This window comes from Streptomyces sp. NPDC002888 (assembly GCF_042888465.1).
In the GTDB taxonomy this organism is placed as follows: domain Bacteria; phylum Actinomycetota; class Actinomycetes; order Streptomycetales; family Streptomycetaceae; genus Streptomyces.
Map to the genome: position 1 here is coordinate 86,968 of NZ_JBIAPU010000006.1, position 17,175 is coordinate 104,142.

Annotated in this window: 19 protein-coding genes and 1 pseudogene; 9 read left to right on the top strand and 11 right to left on the bottom strand. The window is 69.9% G+C overall.

The window, feature by feature from the left end; translation table 11 throughout:
* Positions 1 to 70: 70 nt before the first annotated feature.
* The 5 genes and pseudogenes from ACFYWX_RS11875 to ACFYWX_RS11895 all read right to left on the bottom strand — a co-directional run bounded on the left by ACFYWX_RS11875 (position 71) and on the right by ACFYWX_RS11895 (position 3,430).
* On the bottom strand, positions 71 to 568 hold the full coding sequence (locus ACFYWX_RS11875) for a hypothetical protein (protein ID WP_389423837.1): 498 nt from the start codon (positions 566 to 568) through the stop codon (positions 71 to 73).
* Positions 546 to 932, bottom strand: coding sequence for a hypothetical protein (locus tag ACFYWX_RS11880; protein ID WP_389423838.1), 387 nt, complete (start codon positions 930 to 932; stop codon positions 546 to 548). Before ACFYWX_RS11880 ends, ACFYWX_RS11875 begins: the two co-directional genes overlap by 23 nt.
* Positions 929 to 1,777, bottom strand: coding sequence for an NAD(P)H-binding protein (locus ACFYWX_RS11885; protein WP_389423839.1), 849 nt, complete (start codon positions 1,775 to 1,777; stop codon positions 929 to 931). Before ACFYWX_RS11885 ends, ACFYWX_RS11880 begins: the two co-directional genes overlap by 4 nt.
* 608 nt (positions 1,778 to 2,385) lie before the next feature.
* A pseudogene (locus tag ACFYWX_RS11890) lies at positions 2,386 to 2,484 on the bottom strand (phosphotransferase); the annotation flags it as partial.
* Between the two features lie 40 nt (positions 2,485 to 2,524).
* Positions 2,525 to 3,430, bottom strand: coding sequence for an NADP-dependent oxidoreductase (locus ACFYWX_RS11895; RefSeq protein WP_389423840.1), 906 nt, complete (start codon positions 3,428 to 3,430; stop codon positions 2,525 to 2,527).
* 279 nt (positions 3,431 to 3,709) lie between these two features.
* Here ACFYWX_RS11895 and ACFYWX_RS11900 point away from each other — a divergent pair, with 279 nt between their 5' ends.
* The 5 genes from ACFYWX_RS11900 to ACFYWX_RS11920 all read left to right on the top strand — a co-directional run bounded on the left by ACFYWX_RS11900 (position 3,710) and on the right by ACFYWX_RS11920 (position 6,767).
* Positions 3,710 to 4,087 carry a winged helix-turn-helix transcriptional regulator gene (locus ACFYWX_RS11900; protein WP_371661552.1) on the top strand — a complete coding sequence of 126 codons (378 nt, stop codon included), beginning with the start codon at positions 3,710 to 3,712 and terminating at the stop codon, positions 4,085 to 4,087.
* Positions 4,088 to 4,133: 46 nt separating this feature from the next.
* On the top strand, positions 4,134 to 4,745 hold the full coding sequence (locus tag ACFYWX_RS11905) for a hypothetical protein (protein ID WP_389423841.1): 612 nt from the start codon (positions 4,134 to 4,136) through the stop codon (positions 4,743 to 4,745).
* A 244-nt stretch (positions 4,746 to 4,989) separates the two neighbouring features.
* Positions 4,990 to 5,502: a helix-turn-helix domain-containing protein gene (locus tag ACFYWX_RS11910; protein WP_389423842.1), complete on the top strand. Its 513-nt coding sequence runs from the start codon at positions 4,990 to 4,992 to the stop codon at positions 5,500 to 5,502.
* A 77-nt stretch (positions 5,503 to 5,579) separates the two neighbouring features.
* Positions 5,580 to 6,299, top strand: coding sequence for a hypothetical protein (locus ACFYWX_RS11915; protein WP_389423843.1), 720 nt, complete (start codon positions 5,580 to 5,582; stop codon positions 6,297 to 6,299).
* A gap of 138 nt (positions 6,300 to 6,437) precedes the next feature.
* Positions 6,438 to 6,767 (top strand): DUF2516 family protein, encoded by a 330-nt coding sequence (locus ACFYWX_RS11920; RefSeq protein ID WP_389424076.1) that lies wholly within the window; start codon positions 6,438 to 6,440, stop codon positions 6,765 to 6,767.
* A gap of 119 nt (positions 6,768 to 6,886) precedes the next feature.
* Here ACFYWX_RS11920 and ACFYWX_RS11925 read toward each other — a convergent pair whose 3' ends face one another.
* The 3 genes from ACFYWX_RS11925 to ACFYWX_RS11935 form a co-directional block, all read right to left on the bottom strand.
* A complete protein-coding gene (locus ACFYWX_RS11925; protein WP_389423844.1) occupies positions 6,887 to 8,191 on the bottom strand; it encodes a PP2C family protein-serine/threonine phosphatase in 1,305 nt (434 codons plus the stop codon).
* A gap of 311 nt (positions 8,192 to 8,502) precedes the next feature.
* Positions 8,503 to 9,579, bottom strand: coding sequence for an NlpC/P60 family protein (locus ACFYWX_RS11930; RefSeq protein ID WP_389423845.1), 1,077 nt, complete (start codon positions 9,577 to 9,579; stop codon positions 8,503 to 8,505).
* Positions 9,580 to 9,809: 230 nt separating this feature from the next.
* On the bottom strand, positions 9,810 to 10,628 hold the full coding sequence (locus tag ACFYWX_RS11935; RefSeq protein WP_389423846.1) for a class I SAM-dependent methyltransferase: 819 nt from the start codon (positions 10,626 to 10,628) through the stop codon (positions 9,810 to 9,812).
* Between the two features lie 199 nt (positions 10,629 to 10,827).
* Between ACFYWX_RS11935 and mshA the strand changes: the two genes are divergently transcribed.
* Positions 10,828 to 12,165 carry a D-inositol-3-phosphate glycosyltransferase gene (mshA, locus tag ACFYWX_RS11940; protein ID WP_389423847.1) on the top strand — a complete coding sequence of 446 codons (1,338 nt, stop codon included), beginning with the start codon at positions 10,828 to 10,830 and terminating at the stop codon, positions 12,163 to 12,165.
* Positions 12,158 to 12,670 carry a YbjN domain-containing protein gene (locus ACFYWX_RS11945; RefSeq protein WP_389423848.1) on the top strand — a complete coding sequence of 171 codons (513 nt, stop codon included), beginning with the start codon at positions 12,158 to 12,160 and terminating at the stop codon, positions 12,668 to 12,670. The genes mshA and ACFYWX_RS11945 overlap by 8 nt, the downstream gene beginning before the upstream one ends.
* 111 nt (positions 12,671 to 12,781) lie before the next feature.
* Here ACFYWX_RS11945 and ACFYWX_RS11950 read toward each other — a convergent pair whose 3' ends face one another.
* Together ACFYWX_RS11950 and ACFYWX_RS11955 are read right to left on the bottom strand one after the other, a co-directional pair.
* A complete protein-coding gene (locus tag ACFYWX_RS11950) occupies positions 12,782 to 13,303 on the bottom strand; it encodes a hypothetical protein (protein ID WP_389423849.1) in 522 nt (173 codons plus the stop codon).
* A gap of 23 nt (positions 13,304 to 13,326) precedes the next feature.
* Positions 13,327 to 14,154 carry an AraC family transcriptional regulator gene (locus ACFYWX_RS11955; RefSeq protein ID WP_389423850.1) on the bottom strand — a complete coding sequence of 276 codons (828 nt, stop codon included), beginning with the start codon at positions 14,152 to 14,154 and terminating at the stop codon, positions 13,327 to 13,329.
* 49 nt (positions 14,155 to 14,203) lie between these two features.
* On the opposite strand from ACFYWX_RS11955, the gene ACFYWX_RS11960 reads away from it, so the two are divergent.
* Entirely contained in the window at positions 14,204 to 14,659 is a 456-nt protein-coding gene (locus ACFYWX_RS11960) for a DUF2000 family protein (protein WP_389423851.1), read from the top strand.
* Between the two features lie 34 nt (positions 14,660 to 14,693).
* Here ACFYWX_RS11960 and ACFYWX_RS11965 read toward each other — a convergent pair whose 3' ends face one another.
* Positions 14,694 to 15,956 carry an MDR family MFS transporter gene (locus ACFYWX_RS11965; RefSeq protein ID WP_389423852.1) on the bottom strand — a complete coding sequence of 421 codons (1,263 nt, stop codon included), beginning with the start codon at positions 15,954 to 15,956 and terminating at the stop codon, positions 14,694 to 14,696.
* Between the two features lie 205 nt (positions 15,957 to 16,161).
* On the opposite strand from ACFYWX_RS11965, the gene ACFYWX_RS11970 reads away from it, so the two are divergent.
* On the top strand, positions 16,162 to 16,923 hold the full coding sequence (locus ACFYWX_RS11970) for a phosphoglyceromutase (protein ID WP_389423853.1): 762 nt from the start codon (positions 16,162 to 16,164) through the stop codon (positions 16,921 to 16,923).
* The last annotated feature ends 252 nt before the right edge of the window (positions 16,924 to 17,175 follow it).

Here is a 17,175-nt window from a genome sequence, read left to right on the forward strand (position 1 = left end):
GGCGGCGTCCGGGTGATCCCCCACACGCGTGAAGCTCTGACGCGCCATGCGTCAGATTGAGCGAGACGGTTCAGATTCGTCTGTCGGTCGAGGTGAGGCATTTGGCGACTGCCTCCACCAGGACGTCGAGTCCTTGGCGTAACCACGGGATCGTGATGCCGCGAGGGTGGCGGTCCAGGGGAAAGACCCGTGTGAACTCGGTCTGGGTTTCGCCGGTGATGTGTGCGATCCGGCGCTCCAGTTCGGGCTGTAGTGCCATTGAGATGATCAGCTTGGTGAATCTGGCCACCTGGGGGTGGTTGGCCGCTCGCCGGACTCGTGGAGTTCGGGCGGCGACGAAGCGATCCGGGAGGCCGCTGGCGTTCGGCTGGGGGATGCGCTGGAGCACGGCGTCTCTGCCTGTGCGCACCAGGGCCCGGTTGTCCACTTCCCTCCAGAAACGTTCACACAGGCGGTAGCAGTCAGGGAAAACGGAGGCACCGTGTCGGCGTTCGAGCTGGTCCAGAAGAAGCTGAGCCTGCACGATTTCGGGAGCCTGTGACAGGTCAAGCTGTTTGGATTCGTTCACGTGTCCGTAGCTCAGCCGTGAGTTGTCCGAACATCCGCATCAGATGACCGAGCTCCACCCACGACTCGAAGCCCACCAACTCGCCACTGGTAGCAGCCCAGTACCAGCCGGGAAAGTTGCGCTGCCCCCGGTACGACGGAAACGCCCGCACCTGCCCGGCAGCCTCGAAACGCGTCGACCACATCGCCTCAAACGGCCCGCTGTGCAGCTCACCACGACCGTCGACGTACTCCAGCCAGAAGTCCTCAGGCTCCACCAGCACCCCCACACAGCGCTGACCAAGTACAACGACCTGTGACTGAGTGCTTGAGTCGGCCCCGCTGAGCGTCGTCGTTGCCCGCTCGGCGGTGTCCGGCTCTCTCACCCGTGTGCTGATAGGACGTCGCGGAGAGCGATGGGGGAGCGGCCGGTCAGCTGGGCATAATCGTTTCGGACTCGATCCCAGCGCTGCTCGCGCACCGAGGCGAACATGGACGAAAAGGCGTAGAGCCACCAGGGATCCAGGCCGGTCGCCGCAGTCTCGGCACAGTACGTTTCAGCCGGGATGTCCACGTAGGCGACAGGCGTCTCCCACACATCCGCCGCGATCGAGGCGATGCCTGCCAGGTCCACCGACTCAGGTCCCGTGATGTCATGGTGACGGCCGGTCGGCTCACCCACCGCGAGTGCGGCGAGAGCACGGGCCACGTCGTCGCGCGCCACCAGAGAGACCCTGCCGTCCGCTGCCGGGAGCCTCAGCAGCCCGGTCGCGCGCGCCTCGGTGAGCCAGCCTTGGAAGAACTCGATGTACAGCGAAGCCCTGGCGAACGAGCACGGGACGCCGGAAGCCAGGAGCAGATCCTCGGTGAGCCGGTTGACCACGGCGTAGCAGAACGGGGACGCCATGTCGGCGTCAACGCTGCTCAGCGCCGCGACATGGCCGACGCGCTCGGCCGCCACGGCGGCGACAACGTTGCGGTGGTGCAGCAGCACTCGTGCATCGGGCCCGTCGCTGGAGACGAAGACCAGAGCGTCCACGCCCTTCAGCGCCGCACGCAGAGCGGGCGGATCGGCGTAGTCGGCAACGGCGACCTCCACCTGCGGCGGTACCGCCTCGGCAGGCAGCTTCCGCCTGGTCATCGCTACGACGTCCACGTCGGCCCGGTCCGCGAGCAACTGCACCACCCGTCGGCCCAGGCTGCCCGCCGCCCCCGTCACCGCGATGCGCATCGTTGCCCCCGTCGCCTTGTCATCGGTCGCACAACCGTAGGCAGTCAAGCGCGGCAGCGGCTCAGAAAGAGCGAGACAGAACAGCAGATGGCCAAGGTTGACTGAGACACACAGCCCGATGGCTCGGACAGACCGAGATTGGCCCGCCTTCAGCGATACAGGTCAGACACACGCGCAGGCGAGTTGATCTCTGTGACTCGCAGCGATAACTGTCACCGAGCGGGGGGTCTGACCTGGTCCTCTAGGTCGAGTTCGCAGCGATAGTTGTCACCAGTTGCTCGGGCTAGTTGTCACAAGGTTCGTGTTCGCAGCCGGGTTGTCACCAATTTCGAAGCGTGCTGGTGCGGGCACCGTGGGCGGGCGTTTGCTTGAAGGCATGGCCGACGAGGACGGATTGCTGCCTGCGGCAGACCTTGGAACGGCGGCGGTGTGATCACACCGCTGCCGCTGGGACGACCTGCTCGTACGGGCATCGGTTGAATCTGGACGTCAGGATCTGGATCTCTCGGATGGCTGGACTCGTCGCTGGGCAGTCACCTTGAACCTCGGAGGCAGCGAACTGATCGTGCCGGTCCGGGACCTTGCCCAGGTTCAGCTTCCCGGGGCCGGGCCGGGTCGCCAGCGAAGAGTGCGCCGAAGTCGACGACGCCTGCCAGTATGCCGTCCGCGACGACGACGTTCGCGGGGTGCAGGTCACCGTGCACCCATCGCTTGGCGGACCTGGCGCATCTGCGCCGTGCCCCCGCTTCAGATGCAGATCACGATCTTTCCGCGTGTGCGTCCGCGCTCGGCGTGCGCGTGGGCGTCGGCGATCCGCTCCAGGGGGTAGGTCTGTTCGATACGGGGTGTGTAGCGGCCTTGCCGGCCCAGTTCCGCGGCCGCGGACAGGAGGGTGGAGTCGTTCTCCGCGTTGACCACATGCGTGCCCAGGCGCTGCCCGCCTGCGTGGTCGGCGACCGTCGCGACGCGTGTCGGGTCGCCCGTGATCGCGACGAGGTCGTCCAGGGATCCGGAGGCCGCGGTGTCGAGCGCGATGTCGACGCCGTGCGGAGCGAGAGCGGAGAGGCGCTGCGCGAGGCCGGGGCCGTAGGTGGTGGCAACGGCGCCGAGAGAGGTGAGGAACTCGTGGTTGCGTTCGCTGGCTGTCCCGATCACGGTGGCACCTTGTGCCACAGCGATCTCGACTGCCGCGCCGCCCACGCCTCCGGCGGCGCCCTCGACGAGAAGGGTGCGCCCCGCCAGGGAGCCGAGCGCGTTCAGGCCACGCATCGCGGTCACGGATGCGAGGCCGGCGCCCGCGGCCTGCTCATCGTTCCACGTGTCGGGGGCGTGGGCCCAGGCTGAGAGGATGACCAGCTCTGCGGTTGCGCCGGTGACACCGCCCAGCCCGAAGACGCGGTCGCCGATGCTCACCCCCTGCACTCCGTCACCGATTTCGTCGACCACGCCGGCGGCGTCGCGCCCGGGGATGGCGGGTAGCTCCAGGGGAATCAGCTGGTGCAGGGTGCCGGCGCGCAGCTTCCAGTCGATGGGATTGACACTGGCCGCCGCGACGCGGACACGGATCTCACCAAGTCCGGGGTGGGGGTCGGGGGCCTGCTCGATCACCAGGCTCTCCGCTCCGCCGTATTCATGGAAGCGGGCTGCACGCATAATGTCCTGCCTTACCTTTATAGGTCGAAATGATGGTGTTCATTCGACGCCCGTTACTGCAAATCTGACGTTGACTTGAGGTGCGGCAAGCCGACTGCCCTCCGGCCAGAGGAGGACGGGTGCGGATCGGTGAGGTTGTCGAGCAGTCGGGCAGCCACCCGCCCCGACAACCACGATCCTGCCCATCGTCGGAATACCTCCCGTTGAGTCGATGCTCCGGAAGATATCCAGAAGGTCGGTAACCAGCTGGATACCAAGACCTGAGACGGGAGACCCTCAATGACGCAACGGCCACCGCTGCCACCCGACTTGTTCGACGAGCTGTGCCCGTCCTCGCTGCTGCCTTTCCGCTTCGGTGACAAATGGGCATCCATGGTCCTCCGCTGCCTGGACGACGGCCCGCGCAGATACTCCGAACTCCGCGTACCACTGAGTCGCGTCACCCCGAAGGCGCTCACCCAGTCGCTCCGCGGCTTGGAGCGGAACGGGTTCGTGTCACGCACCGTGCACGCCGACCCGAAACTGCGGGTGGAGTACGCGCTGACACCGCTAGGCCGCAGCACGCTGGAGCCGCTGGCCGCCGCGTGCCAATGGGCGGCCGAGCACTGGGACGAGCTACTCGACGCCCGCGAGGGCGGCATCTCCTCCATCGGCTGACTCGAACCTGCGTTGACGCGTGCCGCACCGGACGAGCCGCACCTCCGTGTTGACTCGGGGAATCGCCAACAGCGGTGTCCGCGGCACCGGGGAGCTGCTGTCCACCGTGAAGTTCATGGTGCAGACCCTCGCCGCCGCCGGGGAGCTCCAGGGTGACCTCCAGCGCGAGCTGACTTACGACGGGCTGAGGGCGGCCGAGGCCAAGGGCCACAAGGGCGGCCGCCGCCCGGCCGTAGTGGCGGGGAAGGTGGACGCCGTGCGCACCGCGTATCTGGAAGGCCGCTCCATCGCCGCCCTCGCCCGCGACCACGACGTCAGCCGCGGCGCCATCCGAACCGCCGTCGCCGACCTCCTGCCCGAGTACACGGCCGCTGCTCCGGACGCCCCGGCCCCGGAGCTGCCGGTCGCCCTCGACATGCCCGGCAAGGTCGCCGACTTCCTCCGCGCGGCCGACCTGCAGCCCGCCGAGCGTGCCACGCTCGACCAGGGCGTCACCGTACGGCGCAGCCAGGGCTACACCCTGCGCGTCACCGCCGCGCCCGCGATCCACTGCCGGCTCCTCGACGGCAGCCCAGGAACCTCGGCGGTCCCGGCACAGCGCAAGGCCCGCCGCGAGTACGAGAACCGCGTCAGCACCCTCGCGGGCGACACCCCGTAGCGGGCCATCCGGGCTCCAAGATCATCCCGTGGCGGGTTTCTGGCGTATCTGGGTCACACCCCAGCTTCCGTACGACAGGACATCAGTCACACTGTGCGGCTCGGCGACTACGGACGACTGGTGACAGAAATCCCTGCGAAGTGACAGTTATCGCTGCGAGTCACAATCTCCCGTATTCGTGGCGTGGCGCACTATTGCAAGCAGGTGCTTGCAATAGTTAGCGTCGGTGGTGCAAGGTGGAGGCATGGCATCGCTCAACGTCGGCAATCTCGGTGAGTACCTGCGCGAACAGCGGCGCAACGCGCAGCTGTCGCTGCGGCAGCTCGCCGACGCCGCCGGGGTGTCCAATCCGTATCTGAGCCAGATCGAGCGAGGGCTGCGCAAGCCGAGCGCGGAGGTGCTGCAGCAGGTCGCCAAGGCCCTGCGGATCTCCGCCGAGACGCTGTACGTACGCGCCGGCATCCTTGACGCCGAGCGCGACCGCGACGAGGTCGAGACGCGCGCCGTCATCCTCGCCGACCCCACGCTGACCGAGCAGCAGAAGCAGGCGCTGCTCCAGATCTACGAGTCCTTCCGCAAGGAGAACGGATTCGAGGTCGTCGCCGTCCGCACCGCGGAGAGCGACGGCGCGGCGGACGCCCAGGACCGCGACGCCTCCATACGAGGCACCCGCACGCCCGACGGCGACGGCACCGCCGTACAAGGGACCCGCACTGCCGGCGGCAGCGAAGCCGATCCGCAGCAGACGGCCAGTTGACCGGACCAGGGGACCGGCCGCCTGACTGCGGACCACCAAAACCCTCAGCCGAAAGCGAATCCGGGAGGACCATCACCATGGCCATCACCGACGACCTGCGCAAGACCCTCAGCGACCCGACCCCCCTCTACTTCGCCGCCGGCACCGCCGACCTGGCCCTCCAGCAGGCCAAGAAGGTGCCCGGCCTGGTCGAGCAGCTGCGCACCGAGGCCCCGGCCCGTTTCGACGCCGTCCGCGGCACCGACCCGAAGGCCGTGCAGGAGAAGGCCGCCGCCCGTGCCAAGGAGGCCGGCGTGAAGGCCAAGGAGGCGCAGGAGGCCATCCAGGCCAGGGTCGGCGAGTTCATCGGCACCATCGACGTCGACCTGAAGAAGCTGGGCAGCACCCTCGACACCGACCTGAAGAAGATCGGCGAGACCGCCCAGGACCTGGCCCTGCGCGGCGTCGGCGTCGCCGCCGAGTACGCGGTCAGGGCCCGCGAGACCTACGAGAAGGTCGCCGAGCACGGCGAGCAGGCCGTGCGGACCTGGCGCGGCGAGGCCGCCGAGGAGATCGAGGAACTGGCCATCGTCGTCGAGCCGGAGGCCGCGCCGAAGGCCGAGCCGAAGCCGCAGGCGACGACCGAGCCGAAGGCCGAGCCGAAGCCCGCGCCGGTCGCGGCCAAGGAGCAGCCGAAGCCCGCCGAGGCCAAGGTGGAGCCCGCCCCGGCGAAGAAGCCCGTCGCGAAGAAGGCCACCCCGACCGCCCCGGCCGCCCGCAAGACCACCGCGAAGAAGACCACGCCGCCGGCCAAGTGACGCCGACGAGCCGGATCAGCAAGTAACGGGCCGGGCACTTCCTGAGTGCCCGGCCCGTTGTTCCGGGTAGTGGGCTTGCGGTTGCGGGTACGGTGACCGCGTAACGACGAGCCGATACAGGTGGTGGACGTTGTGTTGATGCAGGGGTTCGCAGGGTTCATGTGGCTGCTGAGCATGGCCCTGATCCTGTTCAGCGGCTTTGCGTTGATCGACGCCGCCACGCGCCGCGAGGACGCCTATCGGGCGGCCGACAAGAAGACCAAGCCGTTCTGGCTGATCGTCCTCGGGATCGCCTTCGTGGTGAACCTGATCTTCAACATCCTGTCGTTCCTGCCCATCATCGGGCTGATCGCGACGATCGTGTACATGGTCGACGTTCGACCGGCCCTGCGCGGCCTCTCGGGCGGCGGCCGCAGCCGCGGCTCCAGCAGCGACGGACCTTACGGGCCGTACAACGGCGGCCGCTGAAATCGCGCCCTCAAAGGGGCGCGGGGCGGTGTCGACATGCGGCTCCATCGCGGGGCGCGACCAGCCACCGCGGAGCCGGCACTCGGCATACAACGAAACCTGAAACGGCGCGGTCCCGCTCAGCCCATCCGATCCAGCAGCAGCACCGCCACATCATCCGTCAGCTCCCCACCATTGAGCTGCCGCACCTCATTCACCGCCGCCCGCAGCAACTCCTCCCCGCGCAAACCCTCGGAGAGCTGGCGGCGCACCATCTTCACCATGCCGTCCTGGCCGAGCCGCTCCCGGCCCTCGCCGATGCGGCCCTCGATCAGCCCGTCGGTGTAGAGCATCAGGCTCCACTCCGAACCCAGCTCCACCTGCATGCGCGGCCAGCGCGCACCCGGCAGCAGACCGAGGGCGGGGCCGTTGTTCTCGTACGGCAACAGCTGGGCGGGCCGTCCGGGGCGGGCGACCAGCGGGGCCGGATGGCCGGCCAGGCACAGGCCCGCACGGCGGCCGTCCGGCGCGATGTCCACCGTGCACAGCGTCGCGAAGATCTCGTCGTCGGAGCGCTCGTGCTCCAAGACCTGCTGAAGGGTCCCCAGCAGTTCGTCGCCGCACAGCCCCGCGAGCGTCAGCGCCCGCCACGCGATGCGCAGCTCCACGCCGAGCGCCGCCTCGTCCGGCCCGTGCCCGCAGACGTCACCGATCATGGCGTGCACGGTGCCGTCGGGCGTGCGCACGGTGTCGTAGAAGTCGCCGCCGAGCAGCGCGCGCGAGCGGCCGGGGCGGTAGCGGGCGGCGAAGCGGAGCGAGGAGCCCTCCAGCAGGGGCGTGGGCAGCAGGCCCCGTTCCAGACGCCGGTTCTCCTGGGCGCGCACCCGGCCCTCGGCGAGCCGCCGCTCCGCGGAGTCGGAACGCTTGCGCTCCACCGCGTACCGGATCGCCCGGCTCAGCAGCCGTCCGTCCAGTTCGTCCCGGAAGAGGTAGTCCTGGGCGCCGACGCGCACCGCCTCGGTGCCGCGCTCGGCGTCGCCGGACGCGGTCAGGGCCAGCACGGCGTGCCGCGGCGCGAGCTCCAGTACGTGCCGGAGCACGGCGAGCTCGTCGTCACCCGCGTCACGGCCGGGCGCGGGCAGCGCGAGGTCGAGCAGGATGCAGTGGACGTCGTCGGTGAGCAGCCGCCCGGCCTCGGTGAGGTTGCGGGCGGTGCGCACGCGGATCGGCTTGCCGGCCGAGTCCAGCAGATCGGGCACGATCGGCGAGCCGCCGGGATCGTCCTCGATCAGCAGCAGTGTGAGGTTGGTCTGGGTGGCGCTGTCGGCCACGTCTTCCTTGCTCGTGGCTACATCCTTGGAGGGGCCGACACCTACGGGCGCGGCCTGCGCCTGACCACACTCCGCGGCCGGGATCGCTCTCTGCCGCGGTATTGGTACGGGCATTGTCCTGAGTTCCTTCCCTCCCCCCGAGGGCTGGCGGGGGCGAGGGACCTCGACCACCGACGGGGACCATAGCGGTAGAGGACGCCGCAGCGGAATGGCGTGAGACACGCGGCTTCGCGTCAGACCTCTGTCATATGCCGCTTTATGGAGCGCAGTTGGACAGGAAGGCCGCGGAGCAGGGATGACGAAGGTCACGCCCGCCCAGGGTTTGGCGGCCGGTTGGCGTGCGCTGGGTCACGTGGTCCGAGTCTCATCTCGGAGCGATATGGGCCCACATGGGTTGTATGGCCAGAATCTGCGCACCCCGAGCCTCACGTGCCCGGCCTGACCACTCCCAGGATCGACATCGAGCCCGCTCCCGCGACCGTCACGGTCCGTCCCGGCCGCGGGGCGTGGATCATGGCGCCGTCGCCTATGTACATCCCGACATGGCTGGCGTCGTCGAAGTAGATGATCAGGTCGCCGGGGAGCATGTCCTTGACGTCGACGTGCCGCAACTGCCGCCACTGCTCCTGCGAGGTGCGCGGGATGCCCTGGCCGGCCGCCGCCCACGCCTGTGAGGTCAGCCCGGAGCAGTCGTACGAGTCGGGCCCCTCGGCGCCCCATACGTACGGCTTGCCTATCTGGGCCGTCGCGAACTTCACGGCCTTCTTGCCCTGCTCGGTCGCCTTGCCCTCGACCTCCTCGAGGGCGCCGGAGTCCAGCCAGGCGGTCTGGGCCTTGTCCGCGGCCTCCTTCTCCAGCTCGGCGAGGCGTTCCTTCTCCTTCTTCTCCAGCTGGGACTCGAGCTTCTCGGCCGCCGAGATCTGCTTCTCGATCTTCTTCTGCGCCTCGGCCTTGGTCTTGCGGTTGGACTCCAGCTTCTGCCACTGGGCGGAGGCGTCGCTGGAGTACTGCTCCAAGTCCTGCTGGGTGCGGGTCAGTTCCGCGAGGAGCCCCTTGGTGGCGCGCTGGCCCTGCTGTACGCGACCCGCGCCGTCGAGGAACGCCTGCGGGTTGTCGCTCAGCATCAGCTGTGCCTCGTCGGGCAGTCCGCCCGTGCGGTACTGGGAGCGGGCCGCGGCGCCCGCGTGGTCCTTCAGCTCGTCCAGCCTCTCCCGGCCCTTGACGATCTTCCTGGCCAGCTCGACGATCTCGGCGGACTGCTTCTCGGCCTTCTCCTCGGCGGCGTTGTAGGCGTCGGTGGCCACGGCCGCATCGTGGTACAGCGCGTCCAGCTTCTCGCGGACGGCCTCGAGGTCCTTGCCGGGCTTGGGAGCAGGCGTGGTCGCGGTCGGTGACGGCGTGGGGCTCGGGCTTGCGAACGCGGTGCCGGGTGCCCCCAGCACGGTGATCGCGCAGACAACGGTCACGGCCGCCACCAAAAGGCCGCGCTTGCCCGGTCGCATACGCCCTCCCCCAAACTGATTAACTGTCAGTAACATATGGACGCCTGAGGGATCGTGCCATGGCGTGGCGCAAAACGACAGAGGGAACGCTTCCCTCGTTTCTCTCCCCTTTTCCCTCCCCTTTCGCCCTCCCCACAAGACGATCTCCCCGCCTGTGTGACGAACGACTCACATAGATCGTTCCCCGCAGGTCGGTGGGAGTGGCGAGGGGCGGTGTGAGGCCTTCCGCGTCACGCGCGCGGTGCCAACGCCCCCCACGGCACGGTCACTTCCCCCTGCCGCCACCGCGCCGGCCCGTCCGTCACCGGCCAGTCGGCCGTGAGGTCCCGTACCGCCCTGATCCAGCGCTGGCGGGCGCCGTACGAGGCGTAGGGCGCGGCGGCCGCCCAGGCGCGGTCGAAGTCGCGCAGGAAGGCGTGCACGGGTTCGCCCGGGACGTTGCGGTGGATGAGCGCCTTCGGCAGGCGCTCCGCGAGGTCCGAGGGCCGCTCCAGGGAGCCCAGCCGGGTCGCGAACGTCACGGTGCGCGGGCCCTCGGGGCCGAGCGCGACCCACACGTGTCGCCGCCCGATCTCGTCGCACGTTCCCTCGACCAGCAGCCCGCCCCGCGACCCGCGCTCGGGGGCGGCCGGTGCGAGCCGCGCGCACAGCCGCTGCCAGACCGCGGCGACCTGGTCCTCGTCGTACTGCCGCAGCACGTTGGCGGCGCGCACGAGGTGCGGCCGCTCCTGGATCGGGATCTCGAAGCCGCCGTGCCGGAAGGCGAGCCCCTCGCGCGCGTACGGCCGCGCGGCCGCGACCCGGGCCGGTTCGATCTCGACGCCCACCACGCGCGCGTGCGGTGCGACCGAGCGGAGGCGGGTGAGGAGTTCGACGGCGGTCCAGGGGGCCGCTCCGTAGCCGAGGTCGACCGCGACGGGATCACCGGCCCGCCGCAGCTCACGGCCGTGCGTCGCCGCGATCCAGCGGTCCATGCGACGCAGCCGGTTCGGATTGGTGGTCCCGCGCGTGACCGTGCCCACGGGGCGGGGGGTGGCGCGGGATGGCATGCGTATGAGGGTAGGCGGAAGCGGAAGGGCCGAAGCGACACGTGACGCACCCCACGCTCGAACGGTTGAGCGATGTTCGGTAATACCCCGGCAAAAATCGAGAGGGCCGGAATGGGAGGTGCTTCCTCCGGTGTTGCACCCCCTTGGAGGGTGTGGCCCACCCTCCTGCCCGCCTGCCCGCAGCAAGGAGGAACGCCACGTGAGCCACTACGTCAGCAGGCTCGGGCGTCGCTCTTCGGCGGCACCCTCGCGGCTGCGTCTGCACCGCCGCCCCCGCCGCATCGCGATGCTCTCCGTGCACACCTCCCCGCTCCACCAGCCCGGCACCGGCGACGCCGGCGGCATGAACGTCTACATCGTGGAGCTCGCGCAACGCCTCGCCGCGCTCAACATCGAGGTCGAGATCTTCACGCGGTCCACGACGGCCGCCCTCCCGCCGACCGTGCAGATGGCCCCCGGCGTCCTCGTCCGTCACATCGACGCCGGCCCCTACGAGGGCCTCGCCAAGGAGGAGCTGCCCGGCCAGCTGTGCGCCTTCACCCACGGCGTGATGCAGGCGTGGGCCGGCCACCGCCCCGGTTACTACGACCTGGTCCACTCCCACTACTGGCTCTCCGGCCACGTGGGCTGGCTCGCCGCCCAGCGCTGGGGCGCCCCCCTGGTGCACGCCATGCACACCATGGCCAAGGTCAAGAACGCCAACCTGGCCGACGGCGACACCCCCGAACCCGCCGCCCGCGTCATCGGCGAGACCCAGATCGTCGACGCCGCCGACCGCCTCATCGCCAACACGGCGGAGGAGGCCGACGAACTCGTACGGCACTACCACGCCGACCCCGGCAAGGTCGCCGTCGTCCACCCGGGCGTCAACCTCGACCGCTTCAGCCCCGCCGACGGCCGCGCCGCCGCCCGCGCCCGCCTGGACCTCCCGCAGGACGCCCTGGTCCCGCTCTTCGCGGGCCGCATCCAGCCCCTCAAGGCCCCCGACATCCTCCTGCGCGCGGTGGCGGTCCTGCTGGACGAGCGCCCCGAGCTGCGCTCCCGCATCGTCGTCCCCGTGGTCGGCGGCCCCAGCGGCAGCGGCCTCGCCAAGCCGGAGGGCCTGCAGAAGCTGGCCGCGCGACTCGGCATCGCCGACGTCGTACGGTTCCGCCCGCCCGTCGGCCAGGACCAGCTGGCCGACTGGTTCCGCGCCGCGTCCCTCCTGGTCGTCCCCTCCTACAGTGAATCGTTCGGCCTGGTCGCCATAGAGGCACAGGCGGCCGGTACGCCGGTGCTCGCCGCCTCGGTCGGCGGCCTGCCCGTGGCCGTACGCCACGGCGAGACCGGCTTCCTCGTCCAGGGCCACGATCCCGCCGCCTACGCGCGCGTGCTGGCCGATTTCGCCGACCGCCCGGGGCTGGAGTCCCGCATGGGCGCGGCCGCCGCCCGGCACGCCCTGTCCTTCGGCTGGGACACCGCCGCCGCCGCGACCGCCGACGTCTACACGGCCGCGATCCAGGCCCACCGCCGTCGCGTACGCTCCCACCATGGGTGATGTCGAGAAGACCGCACAGCTCATCGAGGGGTTCCTGAAGGACGCCGAACTCGAGTGGGAGAGCCCCGAACCCGGCACCTACGTCGTCCAGCTCCCCGGCACCCGCAAGCTGAAGACGACCGTCTCCCTGATCGTCGGCCGCCACTCGCTGTCGTTGAACGCCTTCGTCATCCGCCACCCCGACGAGAACGAGGCAGGCGTCCACCGCTGGCTCCTGGAGCGCAACCTCAAGCTGTACGGCGTGAGTTACGCCGTCGACCACCTCGGCGACGTCTACGTCACCGCCAAGCTCCCCCTGTCCGCCGTAACACCCGACGACATCGACCGCCTCCTCGGACAGGTCCTGGAAGCCGCCGACGGCGCCTTCAACACCCTCCTCGAACTGGGCTTCGCCTCCGCGATCCGCAAGGAGTACGAGTGGCGGGTGTCGCGAGGCGAGTCGACCCGCAACCTGGACGCGTTCGCGCATCTGACGCGGCGGGCGGGGAGCGAGACGGGGGAGTGAGACGGGGGGAGTGAGACGGGGGAGTGAGGCGAGGTGACCGGCTGACTCCGGGCCGGCTGACCCCGGGCCGGGTGGACGGGTGGCCCGGGGGTGTTGGCCTGGTCGGCTCGATCACTCAGGGGTGGACGGCTCGGGCGTGGGCCGGGCCGGCTTGTCGAGTTCGTCGGCGAAGGCGCGGAGCGCGTCGGCCAGTTCCTTCTTCGTGGGCAGCTGATCGACCTTCCGGTCGAGTTCCGTGATGCGCCGGTTGAGCTCGTCGAGGTCGGCGGGCGGGTTGCTGGGGTCGGGGGCGCCCGGGTCGTCCGGCGGTACCGGCGGGTCGGTCACATCGGTGGGGGACGGGCTCGGCCAGGGCTGGCTGGGGTTCGGGCTCGGCTCGTCGCCGCCACTGCTTCCGCCGCTGCCGTCGCCGGGTTGGTCGCCCTGCGGTTCGCTGTACGACGGGCTCGGTTCGGGCGACGGACCGCTGTCCGACGACGTGGCCGCGAGGGCCGCGCCGACACTCAGGGCCACCAGGGCCGCCGCCCCCGCGACGGCGGTCGAGAGGCGTCCGAACCGCACGGTGCGCCGGGCGGACGAGGTGGGCGACTCCTGCGGTTTGTGTACGTCTTGTGAGTTCCGTGTCTCATCCATGGATGCGACGCTATCGGCGGTGGTCAGCGGACGTCAGGCTTCCGCCGATCTCCGTACCGACCCGGCGTCACCCCCACCAACTTCCTGAAGTGGCGGGTGAGATGGGCCTGGTCGTAGAAGCCGGCCGCAGCGGCGACCTCCGCCGGGGGCCGCCCGTCGAGAAGGAGCCGACGGGCCAGGTCGACGCGGCGGGCGGTGAGGTACTGGTGCGGTGCGATGCCGTACGCGCCGCTGAACGCCCGTACGAGATGGGCGGGATGGGCCTGGACGACGTCGGCGGCCCGCTCCAGGGAGATGCCCTGGACGACACAGGCGTCGAGGAGTTCCCGCAGCCGGCGCGCGAGGGCGGGGTCCGGCCGAGGGGACCGTACCGTGTGCCGGAAATGGTCCCGCAGCCGTTCCCCGATCAGCGTCAGCCGGCTGTCCGCCTCCAGTTCCTCGCCGGGGCGGGTCAGCGCCGTGTGCAACTGCCCCACACGCCGCCGAAGTACGGGATCCCGCAGGTCGGGCGTGTCGACGGCGGGCCCGATGAGGTCGTCCGTGAGGTGCGTGGCGTCGAGGTAGAGGACCCGCTTGCGGAAGCCGAGCGGGGTGGCGGGCGAGCCGTTGTGCGGGACGTGCGGCGGCAGCAGGGACACCGTGTCGCGCGGAGTGCCGTGCTCGTGCCGGTCGAGGTCGTACCGTACGGCGCCGTCGTCCACGATCAGCAGCGTCCACGCCTCGTGTACGTGCATCGGGTAGGAGTGCTCGGTGAAGTGGGCGTGGAACACCTCCACCACACCCGGGACGCGCGGGCGCCAGGCGGAGACCTCCTGGTGAGCCGCTGGGTGAGCCCCTGGTTTGGCCGCCATGCAAAAAACGTACAAGACGGTGTCGTACGAGGGTCGGCAGTCTCAGTGCATGAACACGAGCATGAGCGCCAGCACGAGCATGAGCACCGAACCGATTCGCTTCGACACCAAGATCGCCGTCCTGCTGCGGGAGGACCTGGAGCCCTGGCAGCGCCTGAACGTCACCGCGTTCCTCGTCAGCGGCCTCGGCACGACGGTCCCCGAGGTGATCGGCGAGCCGTACGAGGACGCCGACGGCGTCGGCTACCTGCCCATGTTCCGCCAGCCGGTGCTGGTCTTCGAGGGCACGAAGGAGACGCTCACGGCGGCCCACGCGCGCGTGCTGTCCCGTGCGCTGCCCCGGACGGTCTTCACGAGTGACCTGTTCACGACGGGCAACGACCGCGACAACCGGGCGGCGGTACGGGCGGTGCCGACGGGCGAGCTGGACCTGGTGGGGATCTCGCTGTATGGGCCGCGCAACGCGGTGGACAAGGTGCTGAAGGGCGCGCGGATGCACCCGTGACGGCTCTTTGGACGGCTCTTTGGGGGCACCGGCGTCAGGCCGGGCTGGCCTCGGGCTCGGCGGCGGACGCCTTCGGCACCACGGCGACGGGCTCCTCCTGGGGCAGCCGCCGCATCAGCGCCGCGTACCCGACCGCGGCCACCGTGCCGATGACGGCGCACAGTCCCCACAGCCACTCCGCCCCGAACCGGTCGATGACCAAGCCGGACATCAAGGGGGCGATGAGGGCGGCGAGGCTCCAGGACAGCGTGTACATGCCCTGGTATCGTCCGCGGCCCTGCACCGGTGACAGGCGGACGACGAGGCCGGTCTGCGTCGGCGCGTTGACCATCTCGCCCAGCGTCCACACGCACACCGTGAGCGCGAAGACGCCGACCGACCCGGCGAGGGCGGTGAGTCCGAAACCGTATCCGGCCAGCAGGGACGACACGACGAGCAGCCGCTTGGGATCCCGGTGCTCGATGAAACGGGTCACCGGGATCTGCAGCGCGACGATCAGCACCCCGTTGACGGCGATGGCCATGCCGTAGTCGGCGGGCGCGAACCCGGCGTCGCCCATGGCCACGGGCAGGCCGATCGCCCCCTGCTGGAAGATCAGTGCGACGAGGAAGGACAGGCCGACGACGCCCATGAAGCGGCCGTCGCGCAGGACGGTGCGGAGCCCGACGTCGTCTCTTGTTTCCTTGGCGCTGCTTTCGGGGGTGGGCCGTGACTCGGGCAGCTTCAGGAAGACGACGACGGCACACACCAGGGTCATCCCGGCCTCGATCAGGAACCCGGCGAGGTAACTGACCTCGGCGATGAACCCGGCGGCCATGGAGGAGACGGCGAAGCCGAGGTTGATGGCCCAGTAGTTGAGCGAGAAGGCGCGCACCCGGTCCTCGGGCCGCACGATGTCGGCCATCATCGCCTGCACGGCGGGCCGGGAGGCGTTGGACGCCATCCCGACGAGGAAGGCCGTGGCCGCGATGGCGGCCGGGTCGTGCACGAACCCGAGCAGCGCGACGGAGAACGCGGTGGCGACCTGCGCGACGAGCATCGTCGGCCGCCGCCCGAGCCGGTCGGCCATCACCCCCGCCCCTAACGAGGAGACGACCCCGCCGAGCCCGTGCAGAGCGGCGACCAGGCCGGCGTAGGAGGCGGAGTACCCGCGGTCGAGCGTCAGGTACAGGGCCATGAACGTGGCCACGAACGCACCGAGCCGGTTGACGAGCGTGCTGGTCCACAGCCACCAGAACTCACGGGGAAGCCCGGAGACGGTCTCGCGGGCGGCACGTCTCAGAGTGGCGACGGACATGGCGGGATCCCCCCACGGATACAAACGGATACAAGCGGCTCAGGCGGGTGGCTACGGATGTAAGTGGCTCCTACCGTGATCACAACTTACAATCCGGCGGTTGTCGGAGGCCACTCAATTAACAAATCCAGTCAACCGACCGGCCCGCCGTCCGCCCTGCGGGCACCCGCGCTCCCGCCCAAAGCCTTGGATTACGCTCATACGCATGGCCGACGCACCGTACAAGCTGATCCTCCTCCGCCACGGCGAGAGCGAATGGAACGCGAAGAACCTGTTCACCGGCTGGGTGGACGTCAACCTCAACGAGAAGGGCGAGAAGGAGGCTGTCCGCGGCGGTGAGCTGCTCAAGGACGCCGGCCTGCTGCCCGACGTTGTCCACACGTCCCTCCAGAAGCGGGCGATCCGCACCGCCCAGCTGTCGCTGGAGTCCGCGGACCGCCACTGGATCCCGGTCCACCGCAGCTGGCGCCTGAACGAGCGCCACTACGGCGCCCTCCAGGGCAAGGACAAGGCCCAGACCCTCGCCGAGTTCGGCGAGGAACAGTTCATGCTGTGGCGCCGCTCCTACGACACCCCGCCCCCGCCGTTGAACGACGACTCGGAGTTCTCCCAGGCGAACGACGCGCGCTACGCGACGATCCCCCCGGAGCTGCGCCCCCGCACGGAGTGCCTCAAGGACGTCGTCCTCCGCATGCTCCCGTACTGGTACGACGGCATCGTCCCCGACCTCCTCACCGGCCGCACGGTCCTCGTAGCCGCCCACGGCAACTCGCTGCGCGCCCTCGTCAAGCACCTCGACGGCATCTCCGACGCCGACATCGCGGGCCTGAACATCCCGACGGGCATCCCCCTGTACTACGAACTCGACGCCGACTTCAACCCGGTGACCCCGGGCGGCAAGTACCTCGACCCGGAGGCGGCCGCGGCTGCGATCGAGGCGGTCAAGAACCAGGGCAAGAAGAAGTAAGCGGACGCCTTTAAGCCCCCGACCTGCGAGTTCTTCGCGGGGCGGGGGCTTTTTGATGGGGCTGGGCCGTCAGGTGCGAGGGCGCCAGCGGCGGACGTGGATGTCGAGGACGATCAGCAGCGCCACGGGGACGGCGATCTCGGTCACTCGGGTTGGCCTGAGAAGACCTCTTCAGTCCCCTCTCCTCGCTAAGCGTCATGGGGCGGTCGACGATCCGGCGAGTTGAGGTCGGCTCCGGCATGGGCGGCCGAG